26 protein-coding genes are annotated in these 24,870 nt (G+C 39.5%); 13 read left to right on the forward strand and 13 right to left on the reverse strand.

Going from position 1 to position 24,870, the window contains the following annotated elements; all coding sequences use genetic code 11:
• A partial coding sequence (locus BM207_RS00005) for a hypothetical protein (RefSeq protein WP_143095891.1) occupies positions 1-391 on the reverse strand: 391 nt, incomplete at its 3' end.
• Positions 392-577: 186 nt separating this feature from the next.
• Here BM207_RS00005 and BM207_RS00010 point away from each other — a divergent pair.
• Both BM207_RS00010 and BM207_RS00015 read left to right on the forward strand, forming a co-directional pair.
• The gene (locus BM207_RS00010) at positions 578-922 is read left to right on the forward strand and encodes a carboxymuconolactone decarboxylase family protein (RefSeq protein ID WP_090991509.1); all 345 of its coding nucleotides are present in this window, start codon (positions 578-580) and stop codon (positions 920-922) included.
• Positions 923-944: 22 nt separating this feature from the next.
• Positions 945-1,508, forward strand: a complete 564-nt coding sequence (locus BM207_RS00015) for a DNA-3-methyladenine glycosylase I (protein ID WP_090991510.1) — start codon at positions 945-947, stop codon at positions 1,506-1,508.
• Between the two features lie 310 nt (positions 1,509-1,818).
• Here BM207_RS00015 and BM207_RS00020 read toward each other — a convergent pair whose 3' ends face one another.
• Positions 1,819-2,487, reverse strand: a complete 669-nt coding sequence (locus BM207_RS00020; RefSeq protein WP_090991511.1) for a hypothetical protein — start codon at positions 2,485-2,487, stop codon at positions 1,819-1,821.
• A gap of 92 nt (positions 2,488-2,579) precedes the next feature.
• Between BM207_RS00020 and polA the strand changes: the two genes are divergently transcribed.
• On the forward strand, positions 2,580-5,387 hold the full coding sequence (gene polA / locus BM207_RS00025; RefSeq protein ID WP_090991512.1) for a DNA polymerase I: 2,808 nt from the start codon (positions 2,580-2,582) through the stop codon (positions 5,385-5,387).
• Positions 5,388-5,399: 12 nt separating this feature from the next.
• Positions 5,400-6,011 (forward strand): toxin-antitoxin system YwqK family antitoxin, encoded by a 612-nt coding sequence (locus BM207_RS00030; protein WP_090991513.1) that lies wholly within the window; start codon positions 5,400-5,402, stop codon positions 6,009-6,011.
• A gap of 116 nt (positions 6,012-6,127) precedes the next feature.
• Here BM207_RS00030 and BM207_RS00035 read toward each other — a convergent pair whose 3' ends face one another.
• From BM207_RS00035 to BM207_RS00065, 7 genes are all read right to left on the reverse strand, one after another.
• Entirely contained in the window at positions 6,128-6,805 is a 678-nt protein-coding gene (locus BM207_RS00035) for a metal-dependent hydrolase (protein WP_090991514.1), read from the reverse strand.
• Positions 6,806-6,808: 3 nt separating this feature from the next.
• Positions 6,809-7,114, reverse strand: a complete 306-nt coding sequence (locus BM207_RS00040; RefSeq protein ID WP_090991515.1) for a YbaB/EbfC family nucleoid-associated protein — start codon at positions 7,112-7,114, stop codon at positions 6,809-6,811.
• Positions 7,115-7,160: 46 nt separating this feature from the next.
• Positions 7,161-8,240 carry an NADH:flavin oxidoreductase/NADH oxidase gene (locus BM207_RS00045; RefSeq protein ID WP_090991516.1) on the reverse strand — a complete coding sequence of 360 codons (1,080 nt, stop codon included), beginning with the start codon at positions 8,238-8,240 and terminating at the stop codon, positions 7,161-7,163.
• 82 nt (positions 8,241-8,322) lie between these two features.
• Positions 8,323-9,471, reverse strand: coding sequence for a M28 family metallopeptidase (locus BM207_RS00050; protein ID WP_090991517.1), 1,149 nt, complete (start codon positions 9,469-9,471; stop codon positions 8,323-8,325).
• 104 nt (positions 9,472-9,575) lie between these two features.
• Positions 9,576-10,496: a DUF6607 family protein gene (locus BM207_RS00055; RefSeq protein WP_143095892.1), complete on the reverse strand. Its 921-nt coding sequence runs from the start codon at positions 10,494-10,496 to the stop codon at positions 9,576-9,578.
• 24 nt (positions 10,497-10,520) lie between these two features.
• Positions 10,521-11,705: a PepSY-associated TM helix domain-containing protein gene (locus BM207_RS00060; RefSeq protein ID WP_090991519.1), complete on the reverse strand. Its 1,185-nt coding sequence runs from the start codon at positions 11,703-11,705 to the stop codon at positions 10,521-10,523.
• A 4-nt stretch (positions 11,706-11,709) separates the two neighbouring features.
• Positions 11,710-14,187: a TonB-dependent siderophore receptor gene (locus BM207_RS00065; protein WP_245767988.1), complete on the reverse strand. Its 2,478-nt coding sequence runs from the start codon at positions 14,185-14,187 to the stop codon at positions 11,710-11,712.
• A gap of 212 nt (positions 14,188-14,399) precedes the next feature.
• Between BM207_RS00065 and BM207_RS19340 the strand changes: the two genes are divergently transcribed.
• The 9 genes from BM207_RS19340 (at position 14,400) to BM207_RS00105 (ending at position 22,672) form a co-directional block, all read left to right on the forward strand.
• On the forward strand, positions 14,400-14,534 hold the full coding sequence (locus BM207_RS19340; protein WP_262497186.1) for a hypothetical protein: 135 nt from the start codon (positions 14,400-14,402) through the stop codon (positions 14,532-14,534).
• A gap of 84 nt (positions 14,535-14,618) precedes the next feature.
• On the forward strand, positions 14,619-15,314 hold the full coding sequence (locus tag BM207_RS00070) for an N-acetyltransferase (RefSeq protein ID WP_090991521.1): 696 nt from the start codon (positions 14,619-14,621) through the stop codon (positions 15,312-15,314).
• Between the two features lie 19 nt (positions 15,315-15,333).
• A complete protein-coding gene (locus BM207_RS00075; protein ID WP_090991522.1) occupies positions 15,334-16,530 on the forward strand; it encodes an argininosuccinate synthase in 1,197 nt (398 codons plus the stop codon).
• Positions 16,531-16,573: 43 nt separating this feature from the next.
• Positions 16,574-17,584 carry an N-acetyl-gamma-glutamyl-phosphate reductase gene (gene argC, locus BM207_RS00080; RefSeq protein WP_090991523.1) on the forward strand — a complete coding sequence of 337 codons (1,011 nt, stop codon included), beginning with the start codon at positions 16,574-16,576 and terminating at the stop codon, positions 17,582-17,584.
• Positions 17,585-17,708: 124 nt separating this feature from the next.
• On the forward strand, positions 17,709-18,842 hold the full coding sequence (locus BM207_RS00085) for an aspartate aminotransferase family protein (RefSeq protein ID WP_090991524.1): 1,134 nt from the start codon (positions 17,709-17,711) through the stop codon (positions 18,840-18,842).
• 25 nt (positions 18,843-18,867) lie between these two features.
• Positions 18,868-19,845, forward strand: coding sequence for a Rossmann-fold NAD(P)-binding domain-containing protein (locus BM207_RS00090; RefSeq protein WP_090991525.1), 978 nt, complete (start codon positions 18,868-18,870; stop codon positions 19,843-19,845).
• Positions 19,846-19,925: 80 nt separating this feature from the next.
• Positions 19,926-20,735: an acetylglutamate kinase gene (argB, locus tag BM207_RS00095; protein WP_245767989.1), complete on the forward strand. Its 810-nt coding sequence runs from the start codon at positions 19,926-19,928 to the stop codon at positions 20,733-20,735.
• Between the two features lie 49 nt (positions 20,736-20,784).
• Positions 20,785-21,594, forward strand: coding sequence for a pyrroline-5-carboxylate reductase (gene proC / locus BM207_RS00100; protein WP_090991526.1), 810 nt, complete (start codon positions 20,785-20,787; stop codon positions 21,592-21,594).
• A gap of 10 nt (positions 21,595-21,604) precedes the next feature.
• Positions 21,605-22,672: a M20 family metallo-hydrolase gene (locus BM207_RS00105; protein ID WP_090992040.1), complete on the forward strand. Its 1,068-nt coding sequence runs from the start codon at positions 21,605-21,607 to the stop codon at positions 22,670-22,672.
• A gap of 4 nt (positions 22,673-22,676) precedes the next feature.
• On the opposite strand, the gene BM207_RS00110 is transcribed toward BM207_RS00105, so the two are convergent.
• Genes BM207_RS00110 through BM207_RS00125 form a run of 4 tightly spaced genes read right to left on the reverse strand, consistent with a single transcriptional unit; the run spans position 22,677 to position 24,796 of the window.
• Positions 22,677-23,132 (reverse strand): GyrI-like domain-containing protein, encoded by a 456-nt coding sequence (locus tag BM207_RS00110; RefSeq protein ID WP_090991527.1) that lies wholly within the window; start codon positions 23,130-23,132, stop codon positions 22,677-22,679.
• Between the two features lie 58 nt (positions 23,133-23,190).
• Complete coding sequence (locus BM207_RS00115; protein WP_090991528.1) at positions 23,191-23,907, reverse strand: helix-turn-helix transcriptional regulator; 717 nt, start codon at positions 23,905-23,907, stop codon at positions 23,191-23,193.
• A 14-nt stretch (positions 23,908-23,921) separates the two neighbouring features.
• Positions 23,922-24,365, reverse strand: a complete 444-nt coding sequence (locus tag BM207_RS00120) for an RES family NAD+ phosphorylase (RefSeq protein ID WP_090991529.1) — start codon at positions 24,363-24,365, stop codon at positions 23,922-23,924.
• 2 nt (positions 24,366-24,367) lie between these two features.
• On the reverse strand, positions 24,368-24,796 hold the full coding sequence (locus BM207_RS00125; protein ID WP_090991530.1) for an antitoxin Xre/MbcA/ParS toxin-binding domain-containing protein: 429 nt from the start codon (positions 24,794-24,796) through the stop codon (positions 24,368-24,370).
• Between the last annotated feature and the right edge of the window lie 74 nt (positions 24,797-24,870).

Below are 24,870 nucleotides of genomic sequence, written 5' to 3' on the forward strand. Positions count from 1 at the left end.
CGATGGTTCCATCGGGCCCCTCGTCTATCGTTAGGTTTTGAAAGGCAACGGCTCTTTTACTGGGAAGTTCTACAGGGAAAACGTACATCGTATGGCCATTTGCCTTAATCACTTTGATGCTGTCGGTAGCGATGCTGAAACCAAGGTAGGTTTGGTCAGTATGGATGGACATTTTTTTTGACTTCGAGGACAAAGCGGTCATGAACTCCTGCTTTAAATTGCCGAGCGCACTGAGGTTGGCTTTTTTCTGGAACTGGGCCAGGTTGATGATTTCAACTTTTGGGCCGTTTTTATAGTTGAGCATCTCCTTCTTGCGGGCGGGGTCTATTTCTTCCCCGCCGGAGATTTCCTTTTTACAGGAATAAACGAATAGAAATAGCGCAAAAGACATTAGGATTAACCTTAAACTAAATTTTGTAAGGGGGGGGGGTAAATAATTTATTCATAGAGCAGTTGTTGCGGGTTTGATAAAGATATAAAAACTACGAATAAAAACAAGACTTAAAGGAGCATAAAAATAGCTACTTTTACTTGTTGTGTATTAAGTTGATTAACCAATATTACATTATTACTGAAAATGGGAAAACTAGTAGAAGAATTTAATAACTATCGTACAAAAATGAACGATAGGATTATGGAAACATCCAATACCAATATCAAGCGCTTTTTTGCGCTAGATACCACGACTTATGCAGACGGGGCATTAGATGTGAAAACTAAGGAAATGTTGGGCTTAGTTGCTTCGATGGTATTAAGATGTGATGATTGCATTAAATATCATTTAGAGAAATGCTATACGGAAGGGGTTAATCAGGCCGAAATAAATGAAGTATTCATGATTGCCAACTTAGTAGGAGGGTCTATTGTCATTCCGCATTATCGAAGAGCAGTTGAATATTGGGATGAGCTTTCAGCAAGTTAATCCGACTAAATTTTTATAAAATATGAACCAAGACTTAGTACAACGCTGCCATTGGTGCGGATCAGACCCGCTTTATGTGAAATATCACGACGAAGAGTGGGGCAAACCTGTTTTTGACGATAAAGTTCTGTTTGAGTTTTTGATTTTAGAAGGGGCACAGGCAGGACTAAGTTGGATTACAATTTTACGGAGGCGGGAAGGGTATAGAAATGCTTTCGAAGATTTTAACGTGGAAAAGGTAGCGGCGCTAACACCTGATGATGTAGAACGGTTAATGCTTGACGAAGGAATTATCCGCAATCGTCTTAAAATTAATGCTGCAATTAAAAATGCACAGCTATTTATCGCTGTTCAAAAGGAATTCGGCTCTTTTGCCGATTTTATCTGGAGCTTTATCCCTAATAAAAAACCCATTATAAATGATTTCAAGAACGGGGGAACGCCTGCACGGACTGAAATTTCTGATACGATTGCCAAAGTCATGAAAAAGCGAGGCTTCAAATTCTTTGGAACCACCATTTGCTACGCTTTTATGCAAGCCACAGGGATGGTAAACGATCATGTAATTGGCTGTGTAGCCCGGTAGGACTTGCTACTTATGCGCTTCGGAATTGCCATATCATTTCTATACCCATCCTATACCTATCCTATAGTTCCGCTATACCTTTTCTATAGTGATTGTATAGCTGTAGGTATAGAAAAGCTATGCAAAAAGTATAGAAACACTATGCCAGGTACCTCGCAATCCCGAAGAGAGTCAATAGCAGTGTCATGCTCAAGCTGACATTTAGTGACAATCGATGACATTCGGTGCCAAAATGCTAATAATTCTCTTGATCTCGATAGATTTGTTAACAGGTACCCATCGATTGTTCTTTGAAAGTTGATTTAAAAATTTAAGGTTTACTGGCGTTGTAAGATTTAATAAATGCGATTAGATTAAGATCCGTAAACTCTTCGCTAGCTTTTATGCGTTCGGCAAGGTCTTCATCATTTGTTAACTTTTGTAATAGGATATTTTTTACAGCTGCAGTGTTTCCTAAAAGTACCTCTTGCATGGGACCGGACCCTGGTTTTTCGATAAAATAAAATACTTTGCCATTTGTAGGGCTAACGATCGGATCGTTATTGCTGCGGCCACCGCCACCCCCTATACTTATGCCTCCGCCTAAACCGCCACCAAAGCCTCCACTTCCCATACCAACACCGAAAGTTGGCCTCACTTTTACCCTTGCCGGCTGCGGTTGCTCGTTTGCTTTCTTATCACCAAGTGAATATAAATTTACTGTGCCAGCTTCAATTAATTTAAAAAAACGATTTTCTGCCTTTTTTTTCACTAGTATGGGTTTGCTTACATAGGTTTCGCCATTCCATACAAAGGATTGGATATCTTTTGCTTGGTATTGCACAATTGTTTGATCATCTTGCTGTAAGGCTACCGAACTGTAATTTGTACCTTTAATGATTCCACGCACAAAATTACCTTCACTTATTAAAACCGCATCCTGGGCGTAGGAACCAAAGAAAAGAAGAGAGAGAAAAATAAATAATAGTAACCGTTTCATATAAACAAATAACGGAAAATATTTGGTCTTGTTGTATATTTACATCTAACCCCGTTATAGGGCTTTGTAATTATTAAAATCTGTATAGTCGCATGAACAACAAAAAACTTTTTCTTTTAGATGGAATGGCACTTATTTATAGGGCGCATTTTGCATTGAGTAAAAATCCTCGTTTTACATCGAGTGGAGTAAATACCTCTGCTGTAATGGGCTTTGCCAATACCCTAATGGAGGTGCTTAAAAAGGAAAAACCCAGTCATATTGCCGTTGTATTTGATACCGAGGCCCCTACAGAACGGCATACAGATTTTGAAGCGTACAAAGCACATCGGGAAGCAATGCCTGAGGATTTAGCGACTGCCTTGCCTTATGTATTTCGATTAATTGAAGGCTTTAATATCCCGGTTATTACCGTAGATGGCTATGAGGCCGACGATATTATCGGGACTTTGGCAAAAGAAGGAGAAAAGGAAGGCTTTACAGTATTTTGCATGACCCCGGATAAAGATTTTGCCCAACTGGTGTCTGATAACATCTTCATTTATAAGCCGGCAAGAATGGGTAACGAGATGGAGATTTTAGGAGTTAAAGAGGTGTTGGCAAAATGGGAAATTGAACGGGTAGACCAGGTAATCGATATTTTAGGTCTTTGGGGGGATGCGGTAGATAATATCCCGGGTATTCCGGGTGTGGGAGAAAAAACAGCTAAATTGCTTATAAAGCAATATGGCAGTGTAGAGAATATTATTGCTAACTCACATGAGTTAAAAGGCAAGCAAAGAGAGAATATTGAAAACTTTGCCCAGCAAGGCCTGGTTTCTAAAAAATTGGCAACGATTATTTTAAATGTCCCGATTGCTTTTGACGAAGCAGCGCTGGTAGTTGAAGAGCCAAGCCGTGAATTGTTGGAGCCGCTGTTTGCAGAACTGGAATTTAGAACAATTGGAAAGCGTGTTTTTGGAGAAGACTTTAGTGTGAACGACGCGAAGACAAGCGCCAGTCAGCAAAAGGATTTATTCGGTAATAACGTGCCTGCTAAAGAAGTAACTAATGCACAGCCGTCTTTGTTCGATACACCAATTGACGCCAAAAATATTACCAATACCGCACATGAATATTTTTTAATTGACACCGCGGAAAAGAGGAAAGCACTAATCGACGTCTTACTAAAGCAAACGCGCATTTCATTCGATACTGAAACCACAGGGACTGATGCTAATCAGGCTGATTTAGTGGGATTGTCTTTTTCGATCAAGCCAGGAGAAGGTTATTACATTCCATTGCCCGAAGATAGAGCGATTACGCAAGGTATTTTAGAGGAATTTAGGGTGGTGTTGGAATCAGCGCATATTTTAAAGATTGGTCAGAATATTAAGTATGACATGTTGGTGCTCAAGTGGTACGATATTCAAGTAAAAGGGCAACTTTTTGACACGATGTTGGCGCACTATTTAATAGACCCGGATACCAGGCACAACATGGATGTATTATCGGAGAATTATTTAGGTTATACACCAATCTCGATCACAACCTTAATTGGTGCAAAAGGGAAGAACCAAGGGACTATGCGGGATGTGCCAGTAGAATTGGTAGTTGATTATGCGGCAGAAGACGCAGATATTACCCTTCAGCTTGCCAATGTTTTTGAACCGATGCTGAGCGAGCGAAACGCGAATAAACTTGCGGAAGAGATGGAGAACCCACTCATTTATGTCCTGGCAGAGATGGAGAAAGAAGGGGTTAAAATAGACATCGAAACATTAAATGCCTATTCTATCGAATTGCAGACCGAAATAAGCAAGGCGGAAGCTAGTGTTTATGAGAAAGCGGGATTAAAATTTAATTTGGCTTCCCCGAAACAACTTGGAGAAGTGCTTTTCGATCATTTGAAATTAGATCCTAAAGCAAAAAAAACAAAAACAGGTCAGTATCAAACCGGCGAAGATGTGTTGACTTTGCTAGCGCATAAAAGCGACATCGTTAAGGATATTCTTGATTTTAGGCAATTACAAAAGTTAAAGTCCACTTACGTGGATGCGCTCCCTTTGATGGTTAATCCTAAAACCGGTCGTGTGCATACCAGCTTTAATCAGGCCGTTGCCGCAACAGGGAGGTTGAGTTCTAATAATCCTAATCTTCAAAATATTCCCATTCGTACAGAACGTGGAAGAGAAGTTCGTAAAGCTTTTATTCCAAGGGATGAAGATCACGTATTACTATCCGCAGATTATTCGCAAATAGAACTGCGCATTATTGCGGAAATTAGTAACGAAGAAAATATGCTCGATGCCTTTAATAATGGTATAGACATTCACACGGCTACTGCAGCTAAAGTATATGGAATAGGAATTGAGGAAGTTGATGCAACACAGCGTAGAAATGCCAAAGCCGTAAATTTTGGCATTATATACGGACAATCGGCCTTTGGCTTATCTCAAAACCTAAATATCCCCAGAAAAGAAGCCGCAGAAATTATTGAGCAATATTTCACGCAGTATCCGGGTATAAAAAGATATATGAGCGATACCATGAATTTTGCCAGAGAAAATGGATTTGTTGAAACAATTATGGGCAGAAGAAGGTATTTAAGAGATATTAACTCAGCAAATATGACAGTTCGGGGCTTTGCAGAGCGGAATGCTATCAACGCACCTATTCAAGGATCGGCAGCCGATTTAATTAAAATTGCGATGATTAATATCCATAAGGACATGATTGCCCAAAAGTTAAACTCGAAAATGACCATGCAGGTGCACGATGAGCTTGTTTTCGACGTTTTAAAGACAGAAATTGATCAAATGAAAGCGATTATTACTCACCGAATGAAATCAGCCATTAAAACCCAGGTGCCGATTGAAATTGAGATTGGGCAGGGCAATAATTGGTTGGCCGCACATTAAAACATAGACACGATGAAAAGAACCTTTTTATTATTGTTTTTCTTGTTTAACCTGCATATAGCCTATGCACAACAGGTAGATAACTACCGGCAAGATACGACTACCTTGTATCAAAGAACCAAAGGTTTTTACTCCGATCCGATGCGCTCCAAGTGGAAGCAGGAACTGAAGCAAGAGGGTGACGCATGGGTGCTTAGCCTATATAATAGAAAGAAAGTGTTACAAGAGAAGATTACTTTTACAGATCAGAACCTAGAGGAACGAAGAGGACCCTATGCTTTTTATAAAAATGGCCATATAAAGGAAGAAGGCAATTATGACAAAGGCTATAAACACGGGGAATGGAAATATTATGACGCCAACGCGCAACTAGCTGAAAAAGTAACTTATAGTTGGGATAAATTACATGGAGCGAGTGTAACGTACTGGGATAATGGGCAGTTAAAGGCGAGTAAAAATTATGTAAAGGGAATAAAAGTGGGAGAGTGTAAATTTTACTATAAGGACGGAAAAATAGCGCTGAATGAGGTTTATGATGAAAATGGAAGCCTAGTAACGGGAGCTTATTTTGACGAGCATGGCAAGGCAGTTGGCGCAGCTTATGTAAACAAAGTGTTTGACTAAGTATTACGGGCAAGTAGTTACCCTATTATAATCTGCTTCGGTAAAAGGTATTGCGTCATTGCGAGGTACGAAGCAATCTCACATTAGATTGCTTCGTACCTCGCAATGACGGGTTGTTACAAACTAATCGTTTCGCCAATAGCCGGTAATAACAATTGTTTTTGTGCCCTTTTAAAACTTTCTATAGCCAGCTTTGAGTCAATTTCAATTACCGGAAAAGTATCATAGTGTACGCCAATAATTTTGCTGCAATTTATATAGTCTGCTGCAATAACGGCATCATCAATATCCATAGTATAGTTGCCGCCTATCGGTAAAATAGCATAGTCTAATTTATAAAGATCTGCCAGCAATTTCATTTCTAAAGTTAAGCCCGTATCTCCTGCAAAATAAATTTGTTTGTTGTCTAGCTCCAAAACAAATCCTGCAGGGTTTCCACCGTAGCTGCCATCTGGTAAGCCTGCAGAGTGGGTTGCCCAAACCATTCTTACCGTTCCAAAATCAAATTTAAATTTCCCGAAGTTCATCGGGTGAACGTTTTCGATGCCTTGCTTCGTTACCCAGGCAATTACTTCAGGAATAGCAATAATGGTTGCCTTGGTTTGTTTTGCCAAGCTAACTAAATCGCCCACATGATCACCGTGACCATGACTAACCAAAATGTAGTCGGCCTCGATTTTTGTAAGATCTATCTCCTTTGCCAAGGGGTTTTCCGAAATAAAAGGGTCAAACAATAATTTTGTGGTTTCAGTTTCTATCAGGAAACTGGATTGACCATAATAAGTATATTTCATTTTTTATCCTCCGAACATCCCGCCTAAACCACCAAGCATGTCTTTTGTAGCAGCCTGCATTTCAGTAGCACTAACCTGATCGGCCTGTGCCAGCGCCTTATTAACGGCTGTTAGTAAAAGTTCTTCCAACTCCTCTCTATCGGCCTGTTTGTAAAACTCTTCGTCAATCTCTATCGCTGTTATCGCCTTATTCCCTGTAGAAGTTACCTTGATTGCTCCGCCTTCTACTTCTCCAAAAACAGCTATAGTATCTAATCTCTTTTTTATCTCAGCGGCCATGCCTTGCGCGGCCATTAATTTATCGAACATAGTTTTTACTTTTAGATTTAATTAAACAAATTTATAAAATACTAAATCAATTATGTTTTTTTCTTGGCTTTGCTCTTTCGTACTGTTTCGGCCATGGGATGTCGTCTCCCAAATCGAATGCCGCATGGAGCGGAAAATAAGGGTCTCTCAAGAATTCTCTCGCCATAAATATTAAATCAGCTTCCCCATTTTGCAAAATGGCTTCGGCCTGTTGGGCATTGGTAATCAAGCCTACAGCACCAGTTAGTATTTTTGCTTCGGCTTTAATGGCAGTGGCAAATTGTACCTGATAACCCGCTGAAATAGGAATTTGTTGAGCTAAGGTTAAACCCCCGGAAGAAGTATCGATGAGATCGACACCCATGACCTTCAACAATTTGGCTAATTCGACAGACTCGGCGGCAGACCAGCCACCCTCTGCCCAATCGGTTGCCGAGATGCGCACAAAGAGCGGATTTTCTTTCGGCCAGACTTCTTGTACAGTCCCAACGGTTTCTAACAGCAGCCTAATCCTGTTTTCAAATGCCCCACCGTATTCGTCGGTTCTATGATTGCTAAGAGGTGATAAAAACTGATGCAGCAGATAGCCGTGTGCGGCATGGATTTCAACAACTTTAAAGCCAGCCTTAATGGCCCTTTGAGTGGCCAATTTAAAGTCGGCCTTTACTTTTGCAATACCTTTGCCATCTAAAGAAATTGGCGTTTTATCTGTAGGATTAAAGGGTTCGGCACTTGCTGATACCGGATCCCAACCCCCATTTGAGTTGTCGAGCTGTAATGGGTTTTGCCAGGGAATGTCAAAACTGGCTTTACGCCCGGCATGTGCTAATTGAATACCAGCAACCGAACCATTTTCATGGATAAAATCTGTGATCTCCTTTAATTTTAGGATATGCTCATCATCCCAAATACCTAAATCTGCAATAGAAATTCTTCCTTCAGGAGAAACGGCAGTAGCCTCCATCACCACGAGACCGGCACCGCCAACCGCACGGCTGCCCAAGTGAACTAAATGCCAGTTGTTGGCAAAACCATTAATTGCCGAATATTCACACATAGGTGAAACCGCAATTCGGTTCTTGAGCGTGATATTTTTTATAGACAACGGTGTAAAAAGTAAAGACATAGTTTAAAATTTTTACAAGTTAACATGCTCTTTTAAGATTTGTTCGAGATAATGGAAATCCAAACAAAACAATGACAAGACGCTAATTCATTTTGGCAGATTTCATTAGCGCCGCATTAAATTTTAAGATCAGTTTATATAGATTTTCATAAGCCGTAAGCGGTAAGGTTACAGCCTTGTCATCTACATCATGGTACGCACTAATCCCTCCCTGCGTATATAAAAAGAAAGCCGGAACGCCTTTCTCGGTGAAGAAGTAGTGGTCACTATTGGCAGCTTTGCCTCTTGGATTTATTTTAGATAAAAACTTATTTTCATCGTTTATCTCGTTTAAAAGTCTAAACGCACTTGGATACTGCGTTGCGTTAACAACCGTTGCGCCTGTATCACCAGTTCCTACCAGATCTAAATTAAGTAGAAACCTTATGTGAGACAGCTCAAACAATGGCTGCTCGGTGAAATATTTCGATCCTATCAGACCCGCCTCTTCGGCAGCAAAGCAGATAAAGGCAATGGTATAAGACTGCGGATTTTTTGCATAATGTTTGGCCAGATTTAACAGTAAAGAAACGCCGCTTGCATTGTCATTAGCTCCCGGAAAATAAACATCTTTTCCCATGCCCCCCAAATGATCATAGTGGGCGGTGACTACCAGTATTGAATCCGGATGTTCAGTTCCTTTAACCAACCCACAAACATTAGCGGCTTTAAATTGAGGGATGAATTCGTTTTCAATTGCGATCTCAAAATTCTTCGGAACTTCCTTAAGCGCGCCTTTTTGAATGTATACTTCCGTAAAATCTTCTACTTTGGTGGCTACAGACCAGGTAAGTTTGGGTTGGAACGTTAGGATTAGTTTTTGCTCCTGTGCCAGAAAATGTAAGCTATCTCTTTCAATCAATTCTCCCTTACCTTTCAGTCCCGTACTAGCTGGGTGAACAATAAAGTCTTTGCCCGGAGTGAGGGTTCTCCCATTTATCTTCAGCTTCATTTCATTCGGAAAGGAATTTACGGGGAAGGTAAATTGTTGTTTATTGACAGCAGTTAACCCCAGCGCTTTAAATTCTTTTTCCAGGAAATCGGCTGTTTTTGCCATGCCATTTTTCGTATACCCTCTTCCCCAAAAATCAGGAGAAGTTAAGGTGGCTAAAGTCTTTCGTGTATAGGCCAGATCTTGTGCGAAACTATAGCCGCTGTATAATAAGAAGAATAAAATAAGCACTTTTTTCATATAGGATGCAATATAGCAAAGCAGAATAAAAAAGCCGCAGCTACAAAATTACTTTTGCTGCTGCGGCACAGGTATCGGCTAGTATGTTAAAGTATCGGCTATTTTTAACCTTTAGAAAGGTAAGCTAAAATGACTTTTCTAACTCCTTCTTTGTTTTTGGCAGAATCCCATTTCTCTTTAACAGATTGGTTGCCTAATGCGAAAAATTGTTCGTATAATAATTTGTTGTCCACCTTTGAAGTCAGCTTGATGACATTGTTCTCTGCAAAAATCGTATCCCAGGTCTCCCGGGCATCTTTCCAGAATTTCTCTTGTTCTTTCCACCAAGTTTGCGCGTAGCCAAAAGATTTTGGATCAGTTTTAATAAACTCTTCCATTCCTTTCTCCATCGCTAATAATTTATCGCCACTTTCTGAACGGATGATTTTTTTATTATCTTGCTCAAACATCCAACCGGTTTTGGTTAAATAAAGTGTGTTGCCACGGTTAAGTACATTGTAATCGCTACGCTCAGAATATTCGCGGCGTGGTAAAGGCGAATCTGCATTGCTCTGCCACTGATGTTTACCATCTACATGTACCCAGGTGCCAATCGCTTGGTAACGTGGACTATCATCAACTTGAAAAACTTTTTGCGTCCACTTACCTTTTACATCGTTCGCCGATAACGTAACTTTTTTCCAGGTATCGTTTTTATCGTACGCCAAAATCTGCGTGTCTTCATAAGTCCAGTCTTCTCTCCAATGTTTAATAATCATACTGTCGCCCCTCATCACCAATAAATGCTGGATGACGATTTTTTTTGGAGAGTCTTCTAAGATTAGAGCCCATTCCTTAGCAGAAGAACGATGTTTTTCATGAAACTTATAATCGTCGTCAGGCGAAAAGGTCTCGGTATAATTAAAAGTTACTTTATAAAATCCCGCTAAAGCTTTGATAGCTTCTCGGTCTTGGTCAAATTTAGTTTGTGCATTTATATTTAATGCAGTGATGATTAAAGCGAGGAGTAAGGTTGTTTTTTTCATGCTCATATAGTTTAATGGTGTATATTAATTGTTTGTATGATGCTCAATAAGCTTTGTTTTAGCGTATTTCTTTTTTCTGCCAAGCCAGATGATAATTCCCGTAACCGGCATGCTTGCGGCAATTAGGCTGGCGATAAAAGCAAGAATCTTACCTGGCAATCCGGCTATTGCGCCAATATGGATGTCGTAATTCATTCTGATAAGCTTATCAGCGACACTGGCATTCGAAAGTTTTCCAAAAAGATGTGCCACTTCGATTTCTTTCAATGTGTGTTGGTCAAAATAGCGGTAATCGGCTTGCCAATAAGTAGAGGGGTCTGGATTTATGGCTATTTCGACAGCGCTTTTTGCATTTTCGGGGATATGAACATCGTAACTTCCTTTAAAGCCAGGCGCTGCTTTTACAAAGCGGGCCCAAAGCACATCCGCTGCCGGTGCATTCAGACTTAGAGGGGCTGTTCTTGTCGTATCTGAAAAAGTTTCTTCATACGCTGTCATGGATTTTCCACCTGAACTTAACCAATAGACGGATTTTGAAAACCATTGGAAGCCCATGATCATGCCCGTTAAAGCAATGAAAATAATGATGAAACTCATATAAAACCCCAAAACGTTATGCAGGTCATAGTTTAACCTGCGCCATTTTGATTTTAAGCGCACGCTGAAACGCTGTTTTCTGGCCGCTTTACTTTTTGGCCACCATAATATCAACCCTGATATTAACAGGAAAACAAAAATCATTGTTGCCGTAGTGAGTATGGGCTGACCGATTTCGGGGGGTAACCATAAATAGTAATGGCCCATAATTACAATCCTAAAGAAGTCATCATCCATGTTTTTGACCTTTAAGATTTCTCCGGTGTACTGATTTATGAAAACAATGAAATAATAAGCTGGTGAATCATGGTAGTACACTACCTGAGCTGTTCTGCCCGACTGATAATTGACGCTATGTGCAATTTTATGAGGTAACGCTTTGTCGGCAATAGCTTTTAACCTGGTTGGAGGCAATAGCGGCTTAGCTTCGACTTTGGTAAATCGATAATCCTGCACAGCATCTTCTATTTCTCTTTCAAAAGCTAATATACAACCCGTTATTCCTAAAAAAAACACCAATATACCAGAAGCTAAGCCAAGCCATAAGTGGATTCTGCCAGTCCAATATTTAAAGGTCCGTTTCTTTTTGATCGGTGGTTTTGGTGAGCCCATTTAATTAAAATTTGTAAGCGAGGCTTAACCTAAAGTTTCGTGGCGATTCTGCCTGCCATGAGTACACAGCTTGATTGTAATCGGGAGCATTCCAATAATTGGTATAAAATGCGCCGCTATATAGATATTTATCTAACAGGTTAAATGCATTTGCAGTAATCTTAAGCTTTTTATTTTCCCAGAATAGACCGGCATCAAGTTTGAAGAAATTCGGCAGATTTTCACTCGAGTTTTCACCACTATATGTGCCTACCGCTCTTCCAGCTAAATAGGTAAACCCTGTAGAGACACCAGTTCCTTTCAACGAACCATTTTGCAGGCTATAACTTAACCAGGCATTTGTGGTATGTTTGGCAAAGCCAGGTACAACCTGACCAACAAATACCCCCGTTACTCCATCGGCTACTGCGGTTACTTTCCCGTCAGTATAAGCATAGTTTGCAATGAGTTTCAGGTTTGAAGTTAACTCTCCTCTTACATCAAATTCAATTCCTTGTGCCCTTTTTTCGCCTATAATGATACTAAATGTTTCTCCTGCTTTATTGTACGGGTCTGAAGTAAGCTCATTTTGTTTCCGGATACGATAGGCTGAAAGTGTAGTGTTCCATTTTCCGCCAAACCAATCTTTCTTCAAGCCCACTTCATGGTTGGTACCAGTAATTGGGTTTGGCGTATTCCCATTGCGCAACAACCCACTTTGTGGGGTAAAGGCTTCATCATAAATTGCGTAAATGGCCGTATTCTTATCGATAGAAACACTTAAGCCAATCCTCGGTGTAAAATGTTTGGCTTTGTCTGAAGCTCCTCCCCAGGCAGATTGACTTACATAAGTATATCGTCCGGCGAGTGTTAACCTGGCTTTGTTAGCAAAAAATCCAAGTTCGTCTTGCAGGTATACACTCAAATATTTCTGATCCATTAAACCACCAGCAGCAATTGCCCTTGTTTCTAAACTTGTTTCTCGATCAAAATTTGGATAACCATTGGCCGGAAAACCATAGTTAGGGTTGTTCACATCGAAAGGTGAGTTTGGAAGGTCTAAATCATGTGACTGTCCCCAGTCGGCCATGTAGTTTTTCTTTCCGCCGTCGAAACCCCCTAAAATTCGATGGGCGACCCCTCCGGTTTGGGCTTTACCGTTCATAAAAAACTGGGCTAATTTCATGGTACTTTCTGCATCCCAAATGCCAACATTTCTAATCATAGTATTGTCGGTATTAATGCTTGAGGGCCAGGAACTGTAACCTGTTTGTAGGTATTTCGAATAGGCTGCCTGTGCGGTTGCTTTCCAGTTGCTATTAAAATTGTGTTGAATATTTAGAAATGCGCTATGATCATTGATCCTGGTTGGGTCGAGGCCCGGCTGGGTTAAAGTAAAGTTTCGAGGTAATGAAGCGTAGCCATTGGTATTAAAAATATAATAAGAACCTACTTCAGTCATCCTTGCGTTTTGCCAGGTATACTCTGCTGTTAGCTTGGTTTTGTTAGTTAACTGATAGCTTAACACGGGCGCAAAAGTATAACGGTCATTTTGCTCGTAAGGCCTAAAAGACCCTTTAGATTGTGCTGCGGCATTTAATCTGAATAATAATTTTCCGTCTTCAGTTAATTTACGATCTATATCTAAAGTCGCACGGTATAAGTCGTAACTCCCTGCGGTAATTTCTGCCGTACCCTTGTTAAAACCAGTTGGCTTTTTCGTAACTACATTATACATGCCACTTGGGTCGCCGTTTCCTAACATAAATCCAGCCGGACCTTTCACAAACTCGATATGATCTACCGTACTCATATCTTCTGTTAATGGACCCCAGTAAGAAGCAACAAAATTAAAACCATTACGCATCGCTTGAATTTGGGAACCCCGCATATTGATATTGGTATATAGATCGCCCCAGTGCTCTAGCCGTACTGTGCCACTTACATTTCTTAGCATCCCATCGCTCATGCTGATAATCTGTTGGTCTTTAATTGCCTCACCACTAACGATCTGAATGTTTTGTGAGGCTTCTAATAACGGCTCGTTAAGCCTTAAAGATGCGGAGGGTAAACTGATCTTGTATTTGTTCTTTTTGCCGGCAATGGTTACTTCTTGAAGTACTTCATTACTTTCTTTTAAATTAAAATCTACGATTTTTATTTCTCCGGCAGCAAGCGTTACCGATTTTACTTGTTCTGATATACCAATTGCGCTCGCTTTTAAATTGTGATTCCCAGCTTTAACTCTTGTAAATATGTATTCTCCTTGATCGTTTGATATTGCGGTTTGATTTTTATCAGTTAAGGCAACCGTTACATAAGCAGCTGGTTTACCATCAATGGTGAGTACTTTTCCTTTTATTGTGCCATTAAGCTGCGAGAATGCAGTGATGGAAATAAATAGTAGTAAGGAAGTGATGGATAATCGTAGTGGATTTCGCATGATATTTTTATTTGGATTAATTCTAAACAATCGCAAATTAACGACGTAATTCTTAATCATCCAAATTATTTTGAATAATTCTAAATAAGACGATGGTGGTTAGCTTATAAACTGATGCATTAGGATTATTTGATGAATTTGGAAGGTTATGTAAACTGAAAGCAATCTTTCTGTTAAAAAAGACATAAAAAAACACGATTATTATTGCACAACTCAATTTTTATTTAAACCTTTGCGGCTCAAGTAATTTAATACGGAATATCAATAAAAGAATGAGCAAACAAATTATCCATAAACTTTCTATTTTAGAAGCAAAGAATATTGCTGCTGAAAGCTTGTTTATTGAGCGCTTGCGACCCGTATTTTATATCACCACAGATCGGCAAAATTATACGCCGCGTATTTAGTACATCTTACTGATACCAACGAGGAATTGATCCTCTCTAAAAACCCAATTAACAAGAATATCTTAATTTTTCGTTAGAAAACGAATGAATATTGATGAATTTATCGTACAGGTCGCCATCCCAGAGCATCATGTCTTTGCGGAAGAGATTGTTACCGAAATGGCAGAATCTGCTAAAGCTCGTGGCACTGGTATTGCTAGGCGTTCGCCTGAATATATTGCTGGAAAAATGCAAGAAGGAAAAGCTGTTATAGCTTTTCACAAGGATGGCTCATGGGCTGGCTTTTGTTACATTGAAACATGGAGCCATGGTCAATTTGTAGCTAACTCTGGCTTAATTGTAAGTCCGAAATACAGAAAGGCTGGTTTAGCGCACGCAATTAAAGAGTCGATTTTTAAGCTTTCCAGAACATTGTATCCTAAAGCAAAAATATTTGGTTTAACTACGGGCTTAGCCGTCATGAAGATTAACTCTGATTTAGGTTATGAGCCTGTTACTTACTCTGAGCTTACCCAAGATGAGGATTTTTGGAAGGGATGCCAAAGTTGTGTAAACTTTGATATTTTAAAAAGTAAAGATCGTAAGAACTGTATGTGTACCGCAATGTTATACGATCCGGCCGAAAAGAAGCATGAAGCAGCTAAGGTTTTTGCGGAAGAATTGCAGAAAAAACCAGGGCTTTATGAACGCTTTATGCGAATTAAACAGCGATTGGTTCTTAAGCCAAAGTCTGGATTTAAGTCTATTGTACTATTATTTACCGTTTTATTTAAGTCATAATTTCATACCTATATTAAAGATGAAGAAGAAAGTTGTTTTAGCATTTAGTGGAGGATTGGACACCTCTTTTTGTTGCATTCACTTAGCGAAAGACCGCGGGTTAGAGGTTCACTCCGTAATTGTGAATACAGGTGGTTTTTCTCCGGAAGAGTTACAAGAGATCGAAAAACGAGCCTATGCTTTAGGAGTTGCTTCGCATGCTGTAGTAGATGAGACCGAAAATTATTATAAAGGATGTATTAAGTATCTGATTTTTGGGAATGTTTTAAAAAATGCTACCTACCCCCTATCAGTAAGTGCCGAACGTGTTAGTCAGGCCACCGCTATTGCCAATTATGTGAAGAAAATTGGTGCTGATTATGTTGCACATGGTAGCACAGGCGCAGGGAATGACCAAGTTCGGTTTGATATGATTTTTAATATTTTAATTCCCGAAGTAGAAATCATTACACCAATTAGAGATTTAAAATTATCCCGCGAAGCGGAAATAGCCTACTTAAGTGAACATGGGGTTCAGTATAGTGCTGAAAAAGCTAGATATTCTATCAATAAGGGACTTTGGGGAACTTCGGTAGGCGGTAAGGAAACCCTTACCTCTAATGAAACCCTACCGGAAAGCGCCTGGCCAACTCAGGTTGCTGAAACAACAGCTCGCAGAATTGAATTAACATTTAAAAAAGGTGAGTTAGTTGGGATTGATGGAAAAGAGTTAGATTCTGTAACTGCTATCCAAGAGTTACAGGCAATTGCCCAACCTTTTGGTATAGGTAGAGATATTCATGTTGGTGATACCATTATTGGGATTAAGGGACGTGTAGGTTTTGAAGCTGCCGCGCCAATTATCATCATCAAAGCACATCATACTTTAGAAAAGCATACGTTAACTAAGTGGCAGTTAAGTTGGAAAGAACAGCTATCATCATTTTATGGTAACTGGTTGCATGAAGGGCAATTTCACGACCCAATTATGCGCAACATTGAAGCTTTTTTAAGCGATACACAAAAGACGGTGAGCGGTAAAGTATTTGTAGAGCTATTGCCCTATCGTTTCCAAATTATTGGAATTGAATCGGACCACGATTTAATGAGCAATAAATTTGGTAGCTATGGCGAAATGAACAATGCTTGGAGTGGTGATGATGTAAAAGGGTTTTCTAAAATATTTGGCAATCAGGTAATGATTTGGCACAAAGTTAATGACGAGGTAGAAGGGTAAAGGTGGAAGGTTTAAAGTGGAAAGTTCAAGGTAAAGGGTAAAGATGGACAATAAAAAAATTAAAGCAGGAATTGTAGGTGGTGCAGGATATACTGGAGGAGAAATGCTCCGTATTTTATTAAACCACCCAAATGTTGACATCGCTTTCGTAAATAGTACCAGTAATGCTGGAAATTTAATTGCTGATGTACATACAGATTTGATTGGCGATACTGACCTCAAATTTACGGGCGATTTGCCTCAAGATATCGATGTATTATTTTTGTGTGTTGGACATGGTGATGCAAAGAAATTTTTAATAGCCAATCCAATAGCTGATCATATCAAAATCATTGATTTATCGCAAGACTTCAGGCTCTCAGCAAATGCTAGCTTTTCGACACCAAACTCTGAGTTGAAGGTTAAAGACTTTATTTATGGCCTTCCAGAGTTAAACCGTGAAGCCATTCAGTCGGCCAACAATATTGCTAACCCTGGCTGTTTTGCCACCTGTATTCAATTAGCACTGCTACCATTAGCTTCAAAAGGCTTAATTAATAACGAGGTTCATATCAACGCAACCACAGGTTCAACTGGTGCTGGACAGAGTTTGTCAAATACCTCTCACTTTAGTTGGAGAAATAATAACCTGTCTATTTATAAAGCATTCGAACATCAACATTTGAATGAAATTGGCGAAAGCTTAGTGCAGTTGGATCCTGATTTTAATAAGACATTGAATTTTATACCTCAAAGAGGTGATTTTACACGAGGTATTTTGGCGGCAATGTACTTGGAAAGCGAGCTAACTTTAGCTGAGGCAAAATCGATATATGAAAACTATTATGAAGGCCATCCTTTTACACATGTGAGCCAAAAGAATATCGATTTAAAGCAGATCGTTAACACCAATAAAGCATTAATCCACCTAGAGAAACATGGAAATAAGCTTTTTATCATTAGTATCATAGATAACCTATTAAAAGGTGCAAGTGGACAAGCGGTTCAAAATATGAATTTAATGTTTGGACTGGAGGAAACAGCGGGATTGAAGTTAAAAGCAACCTATTTTTAGATGGAAAATTTAGTATTAACAAAGCAACTTCGGCGGCGCACTTATTAAAACGAAATCATCGCAATGTTAATTGTATTTATTAAATTTTAGCGACTTAGTTCGCTCAACCCTCAACCTAAAAAAAATGAACTTATTCGACGTATACCCATTAAACGATATAGAAATAACTAAAGCAACCGGCCTTCATGTTTGGGATGCAAATGATCAACAATATTTAGATTTATATGGCGGTCATGCCGTAATCTCTATAGGTCACACTCATCCTCATTACGTAAAACGCCTCACTGATCAACTAAATAAAGTTGGTTTTTATTCAAACTCTGTTAAAATTCCATTGCAAGTTCAGCTAGCAGAAAAATTAGGGCAAGTTTCTGGTAAAATAGACTTCCAGTTATTTTTGTGTAATTCTGGTGCAGAGGCAAATGAGAATGCCTTAAAACTAGCTTCGTTTTACAACGGAAGAAAAAAAGTTATTGCCTTTAAAGGCGCATTTCACGGTCGTACTTCCTTAGCGGTTGCAGTTACTGATAACCCAAAGATTGTAGCACCGGTAAATGAAAATGAGAACATCATCTTTTTACCTCACAACAACGAAGTTGCTTTAGAAGAGACATTTAAGGCTCAGGGCGATGAAATAGCGGCAGTAATTATTGAAGGAATCCAAGGAGTGGGAGGCATTAAAGAGGCTTCGAAAAGCTTTCTGCAAAAAATCCGTTCACTTTGTGATGAATATAATGCTGTGTACATTGCAGATAGCGTACAATGCGGCTATGGTCGTACCGGCTTGTTTTATTCGCACGATTATGCCGGTGTAGAGGCCGATGTGTACACCATGGCAAAAGGCATGGGAAATGGTTTTCCGGTAGCGGGTATCGCTATTGCTCCCAAATTTAAGGCTTGGCATGGGGAATTAGGCACCACTTTTGGCGGTAATCACTTAGCTTGTGCAGCAGCGTTGGCTGTTTTGGAAATCATGGATCAAGATAACCTCATGAAAAATGCGGAGAAAGTTGGCAACTACTTAGTTGAAGAACTCAAGAAGTTTGAACAGGTAAAAGAGGTGCGCGGACGTGGTTTGATGATTGGCATCGAATTGCCTGAGGAATTAGCACATGTAAAAAAAGAATTGCTATTCACCCATCATATTTTTACCGGCGAAGCAAAACCAAATGTGATCCGTTTACTGCCTGCTTTAAACATAACCAAGGCACAGGCCGATGAATTTTTAAGTGCTTTTGAGAAAACTTTGAATAAATAGGAGCTTTTATATTAAAACATACCGTATGAAACTTTTCACTTCAGTACACGATGTTCCGAGCATCAAACAGTTTGTAAACGATGCGCTTGCATTAAAAGCAAATCCTTATGCGCACCAAGGTTTAGGTAAAAATAAAACCTTAGGCTTAGTTTTCATGAATCCAAGCCTGCGTACCCGCTTAAGCACTCAAAAAGCGGCCTTAAACTTGGGTATGAATGTAATGGTAATGAACCTCGATAAAGAGGGATGGGCTTTAGAAACTCAGGATGGTGTAGTAATGAATGGTTCAACAGTTGAGCATATTCGTGAAGCAGCAGCAGTAATGGGCCAGTATTGTGATATTTTAGGCCTTCGTTCTTTTCCAAAATTGAACAATAGAGAGGAAGATTATAATGAAGATTTTTTCACTAAATTCGTAAAATATTGTGCCATTCCGGTGGTAAGTTTAGAAAGCGCTACGCGTCATCCTTTGCAAAGTTTTGCAGATATCATCACTATTCATGAAACATGGGATTCGTTAAAAGTAGGCGCTAACGTAAAGCCGAAAGTTGTTTTGGCCTGGGCGCCACATGTAAAGGCTTTGCCACAAGCGGTACCCAATTCATTCGCAGAATGGATGTGTAAGGCGCAGGCAGAAGGAATGATAGATTTTACGGTAGCACAGCCGGAAGGATATGAACTCTCTGAAAACTTTACTCCAGGGGCCGAAATAACATATAATTTGGAAGAAGCTTTAGCTGGCGCTGATTACGTTTATGTAAAAAACTGGAGTAGCTATAAGGAGTATGGGAAGGTATTAACCTATCCAGATGGTTGGATGATGAACAATGAAAAGCTGAAAATAACTAACAATGCCAAAGTTATGCATTGCCTTCCGGTTCGCCGTGATTTAGAGCTGTCGTCTGAGATATTAGATGGCCCTAATTCTTTGGTAATCCATGAAGCAGGCAATCGCTTATGGTCTGCCCAGGCGGTATTGAAAGCGATGTTGGAAGAATTATAGAACTCATACGTCATTGCGAGCGTAGCGAAGCAATCTTAACCCTATGGTTTTCGCTTTAAGTTTGCTTCGCTGCGCTCGCAATGACGAAAATAACAAAAGAAATGAAACCACTTACCATTATCAAAATCGGCGGGAATGTAATCGACAATTCCGAAAATCTACATCAGTTTTTGTTAGATTTTACGGCTTTGCCGGGTGATAAGATTTTGGTACATGGTGGCGGGAAAATTGCGACAGAGCTCGGAAAATCTCTCGGAATAGAAGCAAAAATGGTTGATGGCAGACGTATTACTGATATCGAAACCCTGAGAGTAGTAACCATGGTTTACGCTGGCCTGATCAATAAAAATATGGTTGCCCAATTACAGGCGAAGGGCTGTAATGCGATAGGCCTGAGTGGTGCTGATGGAAATGTGATCAAAGCCCGTAAACGAGCTGTTAAGACAATAGATTATGGCTATGTGGGTGATCTGGATGAAAATTCAGTCAACACCACAACTTTATCCAGTTTGCTTGATGGCGGTTTGACGCCTGTGCTATGTGCTATTACGCATGATGGTGACACTCAGTTATTGAATACAAATGCAGATACGATTGCATCAGCTGTTGCCGTTGCCATGGCCGCCCACTACGAGACTATCTTGGTTTATTGTTTCGAAAAGAAGGGCGTGCTAAAAGATGTTGATATTGAAGATTCGGTAGTAAGAGAGATCAAAGCAGATGACTTCGAAAGTCTGCAAGCCGAGGGCATTGTAGCGGGAGGAATGATTCCCAAATTACACAACGCTTTTGAGGCAATTAAAAAAGGGGTTTCCGCGGTTTACATCGGAAAGGCCGACGAGCTCCCCATGTTGGGTGTCAGAGAATTTGGTACTAAATTGCTCGCTTAGCAGCTAGGTGAGCAATAGGATAAATTAATCTCACTTTAACAAAAAAATCATGTCGAATAAAATAACCATCATAGGGTCTGGAAATATCGGCCTATCTTTAGCTAATGGATTAGTTAAAAAAGAATATAGTAAACCATCAGATATTACGCTTACCAGGCGTAATCTAAAATTAATGAGCGAGGAGGTAGCTGCGGGATTTAACGTTAGCGATAACAATATCGTCGCTATTTACGATGCAGCAATAGTGGTGTTAGCAGTTTTGCCTCAACAACTCAAAAAAGTATTGGAAGAAATAGCTTCCTCCATTGAGCCAGAAAAACAATTGATAATATCGGTCGTTTCTGGTGTTACTTGCGCCGATATACGCAAAGAGTTAGGGAATAATGTGCAGGTAATTAGAGCAATGCCAAACACCGCAATCGCTATTGGTCAAAGCATGACCTGTATTGCAAGTGATAATGCAAACGAAGAAAATATGAAAGAAGTAACCGCACTGTTTGAAACAGTAGGCGCCGTTGTTACTATCAATGAGGACTTAATGACTTCAGCAACCGCTCTTTGTGCCTGCGGTATCGCTTTCTTTTTGAGAAGCATTAGGGCAGCTTCACAAGGCGGAGTGGAAATAGGTTTCCATGCCCATGATGCTTTAAAGATGGCTGTGCAAACTGCAAAAGGCGCTGCAGATCTGTTGTTGATAAGCCAAAGTCACCCCGAAGGAGAGATTGATAAGGTAACTTCTCCGAAAGGCTGTACAATTGCTGGTTTGAATGAAATGGAGCACAATGGCTTTAGCTCAGCATTTATCAAAGGAATTAAATTATCTGCGCTTAAAGCAGGTGGATTATACAAAGAAGGTTAATGCCAGTGTTATGATCGAAAAATTAATCCAAGAAAGTACTGATCTTCTTAGAGAACTCATCAGAACACCTTCCTTTAGTAAAGAAGAGCAAGTAACCGGAAATAAAATTGAGCTTTTTCTGCAACAACATGGCGTTAAAACTAACCGGAAACTCAATAATATTTGGGCCTACAATAAATTTTATGATCCATCAAAACCAACGGTATTATTAAACTCACATCATGATACGGTAAAGCCTAATTCAGGTTATACACGCAACCCGTTTTCACCAGATATTGTAGAGGATAAGTTGTTTGGTTTGGGAAGCAATGATGCCGGTGGCTGTTTAGTTTCGCTCATCGCTACATTCTTATACTTCTATCCCCAAGAAAATTTAAGCTATAATTTTTGCCTTGCAGCAACTGCCGAAGAAGAGATTTCTGGAAATGATGGCTTAGAATTGGTTATCCCAGATTTGGGCGAATTGAAATTTGCTATCGTCGGAGAACCTACAGAAATGCATTTAGCAATTGCCGAAAAAGGGCTGTTGGTTATTGATTGCGTAGCTCACGGGAAAGCAGGCCATGCTGCAAGAGAAGAAGGTGACAACGCCATTTACAAAGCTTTAAAAGATATTGAATGGTTTAGAACTTTCCAGTTTCCAAAAGTTTCGGAAGTATTCGGTCCGGTAAAGATGAGCGTTACCATTATCAATGCTGGTTCTCAGCATAATGTGGTTCCAGCAGCCTGTAATTTTACTGTTGATGTTCGGGTTACCGATTCTTATACCAATGAAGAAGTGGTAGACATGATCAGACAAAATGTAAGCTGTGATGTTAACCCAAGATCTGTTCGCTTAAAGCCCTCTAAAATTGATAAGAATCATCCAATTGTTCAATCTGGAATTGCCTTAGGCAAAAACACCTATGGTTCACCTACCACGTCTGATCAAGCACTGTTATCCATTCCCTCCTTAAAATGTGGTCCGGGCTTCTCGGGCAGGTCTCATATGGCAGATGAATTTCTATATGTTGCAGAAATTAGACAAGGCATTGAAGGTTATATTGCTATGCTAAAACCGGTTGTTAACGGCAAATAGAAAATTAACTCAGGGCAATAAAAATATCAACCTCTGCATTCTCACTATTTTGCGCTTTTTCACCATACACTTCAAAGTCGGTGGTAAAAGCCCTAGATAAGGGTGCGTCCCAGATCTTTAACCATTCATTGTAAACTACACCGCTAGCCAAGTTACCTTTTGCAATAAATTTGGTATAGTCAGCTTCCTCCACTGTTTTACCTATCAAGTTTTTGGGGATGTCGTGTAAGTTTGCTACACTGCAACCTAATAGCGTTGTGTATGGCTTGATATGATCTTTTTCATAATCTGTATACAAGCAATAAATAGCTGAACTTACTTTGTTTGGAATCTGGTCCAGGATGTTTTCTTTCATAAAAGTTTCCCAAAGTTTTGGGATGTCGATGCTAGATTGACCGTTTTCATTGGTAGTTCTTATCGCAAGGCCGACTACATAAAATTCTTTAAGTTTAGTGTTCATATGCTAAGGGATTTAATTAATTATGCCCAAAGATAGAAGCCCTTGTGACAAGGGTATGTCAGGGGTTGGCAAAACTTTTTGCTCGGCAAATCTCAAAGTATTCTGGTAAGGTCATTTTGTGAGGCACAAATGTTTCGTCCAAAATTTCTAGACTTTCAATTCTATCTAACCGAAAGGTTCTGTGCTCTTTGCGCAGACGACAAATTGCTATTAAAAGCCAGTTTTCTTGGGTATTATATAGGGCAAAGGGCTCAATTATTCTTTGTGTTGTTTCATTGGTGTCAAGCGAATTATAGGTTAGCTTAACTAGCTTATAGCTGGTTAGCGCTAGTTGTAAAGCAGATAGGTAGTTGCTAGTTTGCGTAGTTTCCAAGAGTGGCCTAAATTCCATTCTAGCAGCTAGCATGTTAGCTTTTTCCTGCGTGCTTTTTCGTAATACTGATTTAATCTTTGAAATGGCGCCTACATATTCTCTTACAAAAGACGCGTCCTTATTTTTGATAACCAGTTGCTCTGCTGTAACTAATGCATTAGCTTCACTTTCGGTAAAAGATATTGGAGGCATTCTATAGCCGTCTAACAACGAATAGCCTTTCCCCTCGTCCGTGAAAATGGGGATACCGCCTTGTTCCAAAGCTCTGATGTCTCTGTAAATTGTTCGTATACTAACGTTATGTTTCTTTGCTAATTCAGCGGCAGTAATTAACTTCTTTGTTTGCAATTGCGTTAAAATAGCCGTTAATCTCGAAAGTCTTTTAGTATCGTTGTGCTCCATAAGCTAAAATCTTATTACAAAATCCTTTCATCCCAATGAAAATCTTCTTGGTACAATACCTTTACTTTTAAAGAGAACAAGGGGTGTTCTGTATTAATAATATAATTATACTCCTGAGGAATTATTGCCGATGGCACTCTTAGAACTAACGTTTCTTTATCTTCATACCAATCTGATCCAATCTTTTGAAGCGCCGGATATGCGGCTAGTTTATTCCATTTTCCAGGCAAATCAGAAATGAGCACGTGTTTAATCTCTTCTTCAGCAATGTCAATCACTATAATTTGATAACTTGTTTTAGGCATAATGCCCGATCGATGTGCAACCATTTCTAAGGTTGCTAATGATCTGCTTTCGGCGGCATAGATTACGTATTGCCCTTTTCTATTCCACCTATTTTCTATCCCAGAAGCTGATAAATTAGCGTGTACTGTTCTGCAAATTTTGAATATTTTCATTGCTAAACATTGTCTCCGTATTCAATAGCAGTTAATCTATCGTCAATAAATTTGATGCCCATTATGGTGTCAAGGTAGTTTTTGGGCTCATTCCCATCAAAAAATACATTTTTCGTATTGAGCCATTGATCAAAATTCTCTTTATGCTCGAATACACTTGTGCCATGTTCATAGAGAGATAAGATCAGTACGATGTGTTCTTTTAAATTATCTTTAAAAGTTGTTTCGGGCTTTCTGTAAGCTCTTAATGTTTTAACACTAATATTAAGCCAGTCTGAAATCACTTCATCACTAAAGGTGGTTAATTCTTTTAAATAGTTTAAATAGCTCCAATCAATGGTGTGATTACGGATATAAAAGAATATATCAGCGTAATTCCGAATGTTTGGAATGTTCTTTATTTTTTTTAATTGGACTGCTTGAGAAACCATACTCAAATATAGGAAAAATTACCGAACAAAACAGGTAATTTTACCTGTTTTGTTTTTTGAACAAAAAAAAGCGA

The sequence above is a fragment of the Pedobacter insulae genome, from assembly GCF_900113525.1.
GTDB lineage: Bacteria > Bacteroidota > Bacteroidia > Sphingobacteriales > Sphingobacteriaceae > Pedobacter > Pedobacter insulae.

What these genes read in the sequence shown, in the direction of transcription:
- BM207_RS00125 (WP_090991530.1), bottom strand. Translation starts at nt 24,796, where the DNA reads ATGGTTTCTCAAGCAGTCCAATTAAAAAAAATAAAGAACATTCCAAAC.
- BM207_RS00030 (WP_090991513.1), top strand. Translation starts at nt 5,400, where the DNA reads ATGAAAAGAACCTTTTTATTATTGTTTTTCTTGTTTAACCTGCATATA.
- BM207_RS00090 (WP_090991525.1), top strand. Translation starts at nt 18,868, where the DNA reads ATGAAACTTTTCACTTCAGTACACGATGTTCCGAGCATCAAACAGTTT.
- BM207_RS00045 (WP_090991516.1), bottom strand. Translation starts at nt 8,240, where the DNA reads ATGTCTTTACTTTTTACACCGTTGTCTATAAAAAATATCACGCTCAAG.
- BM207_RS00110 (WP_090991527.1), bottom strand. Translation starts at nt 23,132, where the DNA reads ATGAACACTAAACTTAAAGAATTTTATGTAGTCGGCCTTGCGATAAGA.
- BM207_RS00070 (WP_090991521.1), top strand. Translation starts at nt 14,619, where the DNA reads ATGAATATTGATGAATTTATCGTACAGGTCGCCATCCCAGAGCATCAT.
- proC (WP_090991526.1), top strand. Translation starts at nt 20,785, where the DNA reads ATGTCGAATAAAATAACCATCATAGGGTCTGGAAATATCGGCCTATCT.
- argB (WP_245767989.1), top strand. Translation starts at nt 19,926, where the DNA reads ATGACGAAAATAACAAAAGAAATGAAACCACTTACCATTATCAAAATC.
- BM207_RS00120 (WP_090991529.1), bottom strand. Translation starts at nt 24,365, where the DNA reads ATGAAAATATTCAAAATTTGCAGAACAGTACACGCTAATTTATCAGCT.
- BM207_RS00115 (WP_090991528.1), bottom strand. Translation starts at nt 23,907, where the DNA reads ATGGAGCACAACGATACTAAAAGACTTTCGAGATTAACGGCTATTTTA.
- BM207_RS00055 (WP_143095892.1), bottom strand. Translation starts at nt 10,496, where the DNA reads ATGAAAAAAACAACCTTACTCCTCGCTTTAATCATCACTGCATTAAAT.
- BM207_RS19340 (WP_262497186.1), top strand. Translation starts at nt 14,400, where the DNA reads ATGAGCAAACAAATTATCCATAAACTTTCTATTTTAGAAGCAAAGAAT.
- BM207_RS00085 (WP_090991524.1), top strand. Translation starts at nt 17,709, where the DNA reads ATGAACTTATTCGACGTATACCCATTAAACGATATAGAAATAACTAAA.
- BM207_RS00050 (WP_090991517.1), bottom strand. Translation starts at nt 9,471, where the DNA reads ATGAAAAAAGTGCTTATTTTATTCTTCTTATTATACAGCGGCTATAGT.
- argC (WP_090991523.1), top strand. Translation starts at nt 16,574, where the DNA reads ATGGACAATAAAAAAATTAAAGCAGGAATTGTAGGTGGTGCAGGATAT.
- BM207_RS00065 (WP_245767988.1), bottom strand. Translation starts at nt 14,187, where the DNA reads ATGATTAAGAATTACGTCGTTAATTTGCGATTGTTTAGAATTAATCCA.
- BM207_RS00020 (WP_090991511.1), bottom strand. Translation starts at nt 2,487, where the DNA reads ATGAAACGGTTACTATTATTTATTTTTCTCTCTCTTCTTTTCTTTGGT.
- BM207_RS00010 (WP_090991509.1), top strand. Translation starts at nt 578, where the DNA reads ATGGGAAAACTAGTAGAAGAATTTAATAACTATCGTACAAAAATGAAC.
- BM207_RS00035 (WP_090991514.1), bottom strand. Translation starts at nt 6,805, where the DNA reads ATGAAATATACTTATTATGGTCAATCCAGTTTCCTGATAGAAACTGAA.
- polA (WP_090991512.1), top strand. Translation starts at nt 2,580, where the DNA reads ATGAACAACAAAAAACTTTTTCTTTTAGATGGAATGGCACTTATTTAT.
- BM207_RS00105 (WP_090992040.1), top strand. Translation starts at nt 21,605, where the DNA reads ATGATCGAAAAATTAATCCAAGAAAGTACTGATCTTCTTAGAGAACTC.
- BM207_RS00015 (WP_090991510.1), top strand. Translation starts at nt 945, where the DNA reads ATGAACCAAGACTTAGTACAACGCTGCCATTGGTGCGGATCAGACCCG.
- BM207_RS00040 (WP_090991515.1), bottom strand. Translation starts at nt 7,114, where the DNA reads ATGTTCGATAAATTAATGGCCGCGCAAGGCATGGCCGCTGAGATAAAA.
- BM207_RS00075 (WP_090991522.1), top strand. Translation starts at nt 15,334, where the DNA reads ATGAAGAAGAAAGTTGTTTTAGCATTTAGTGGAGGATTGGACACCTCT.
- BM207_RS00060 (WP_090991519.1), bottom strand. Translation starts at nt 11,705, where the DNA reads ATGGGCTCACCAAAACCACCGATCAAAAAGAAACGGACCTTTAAATAT.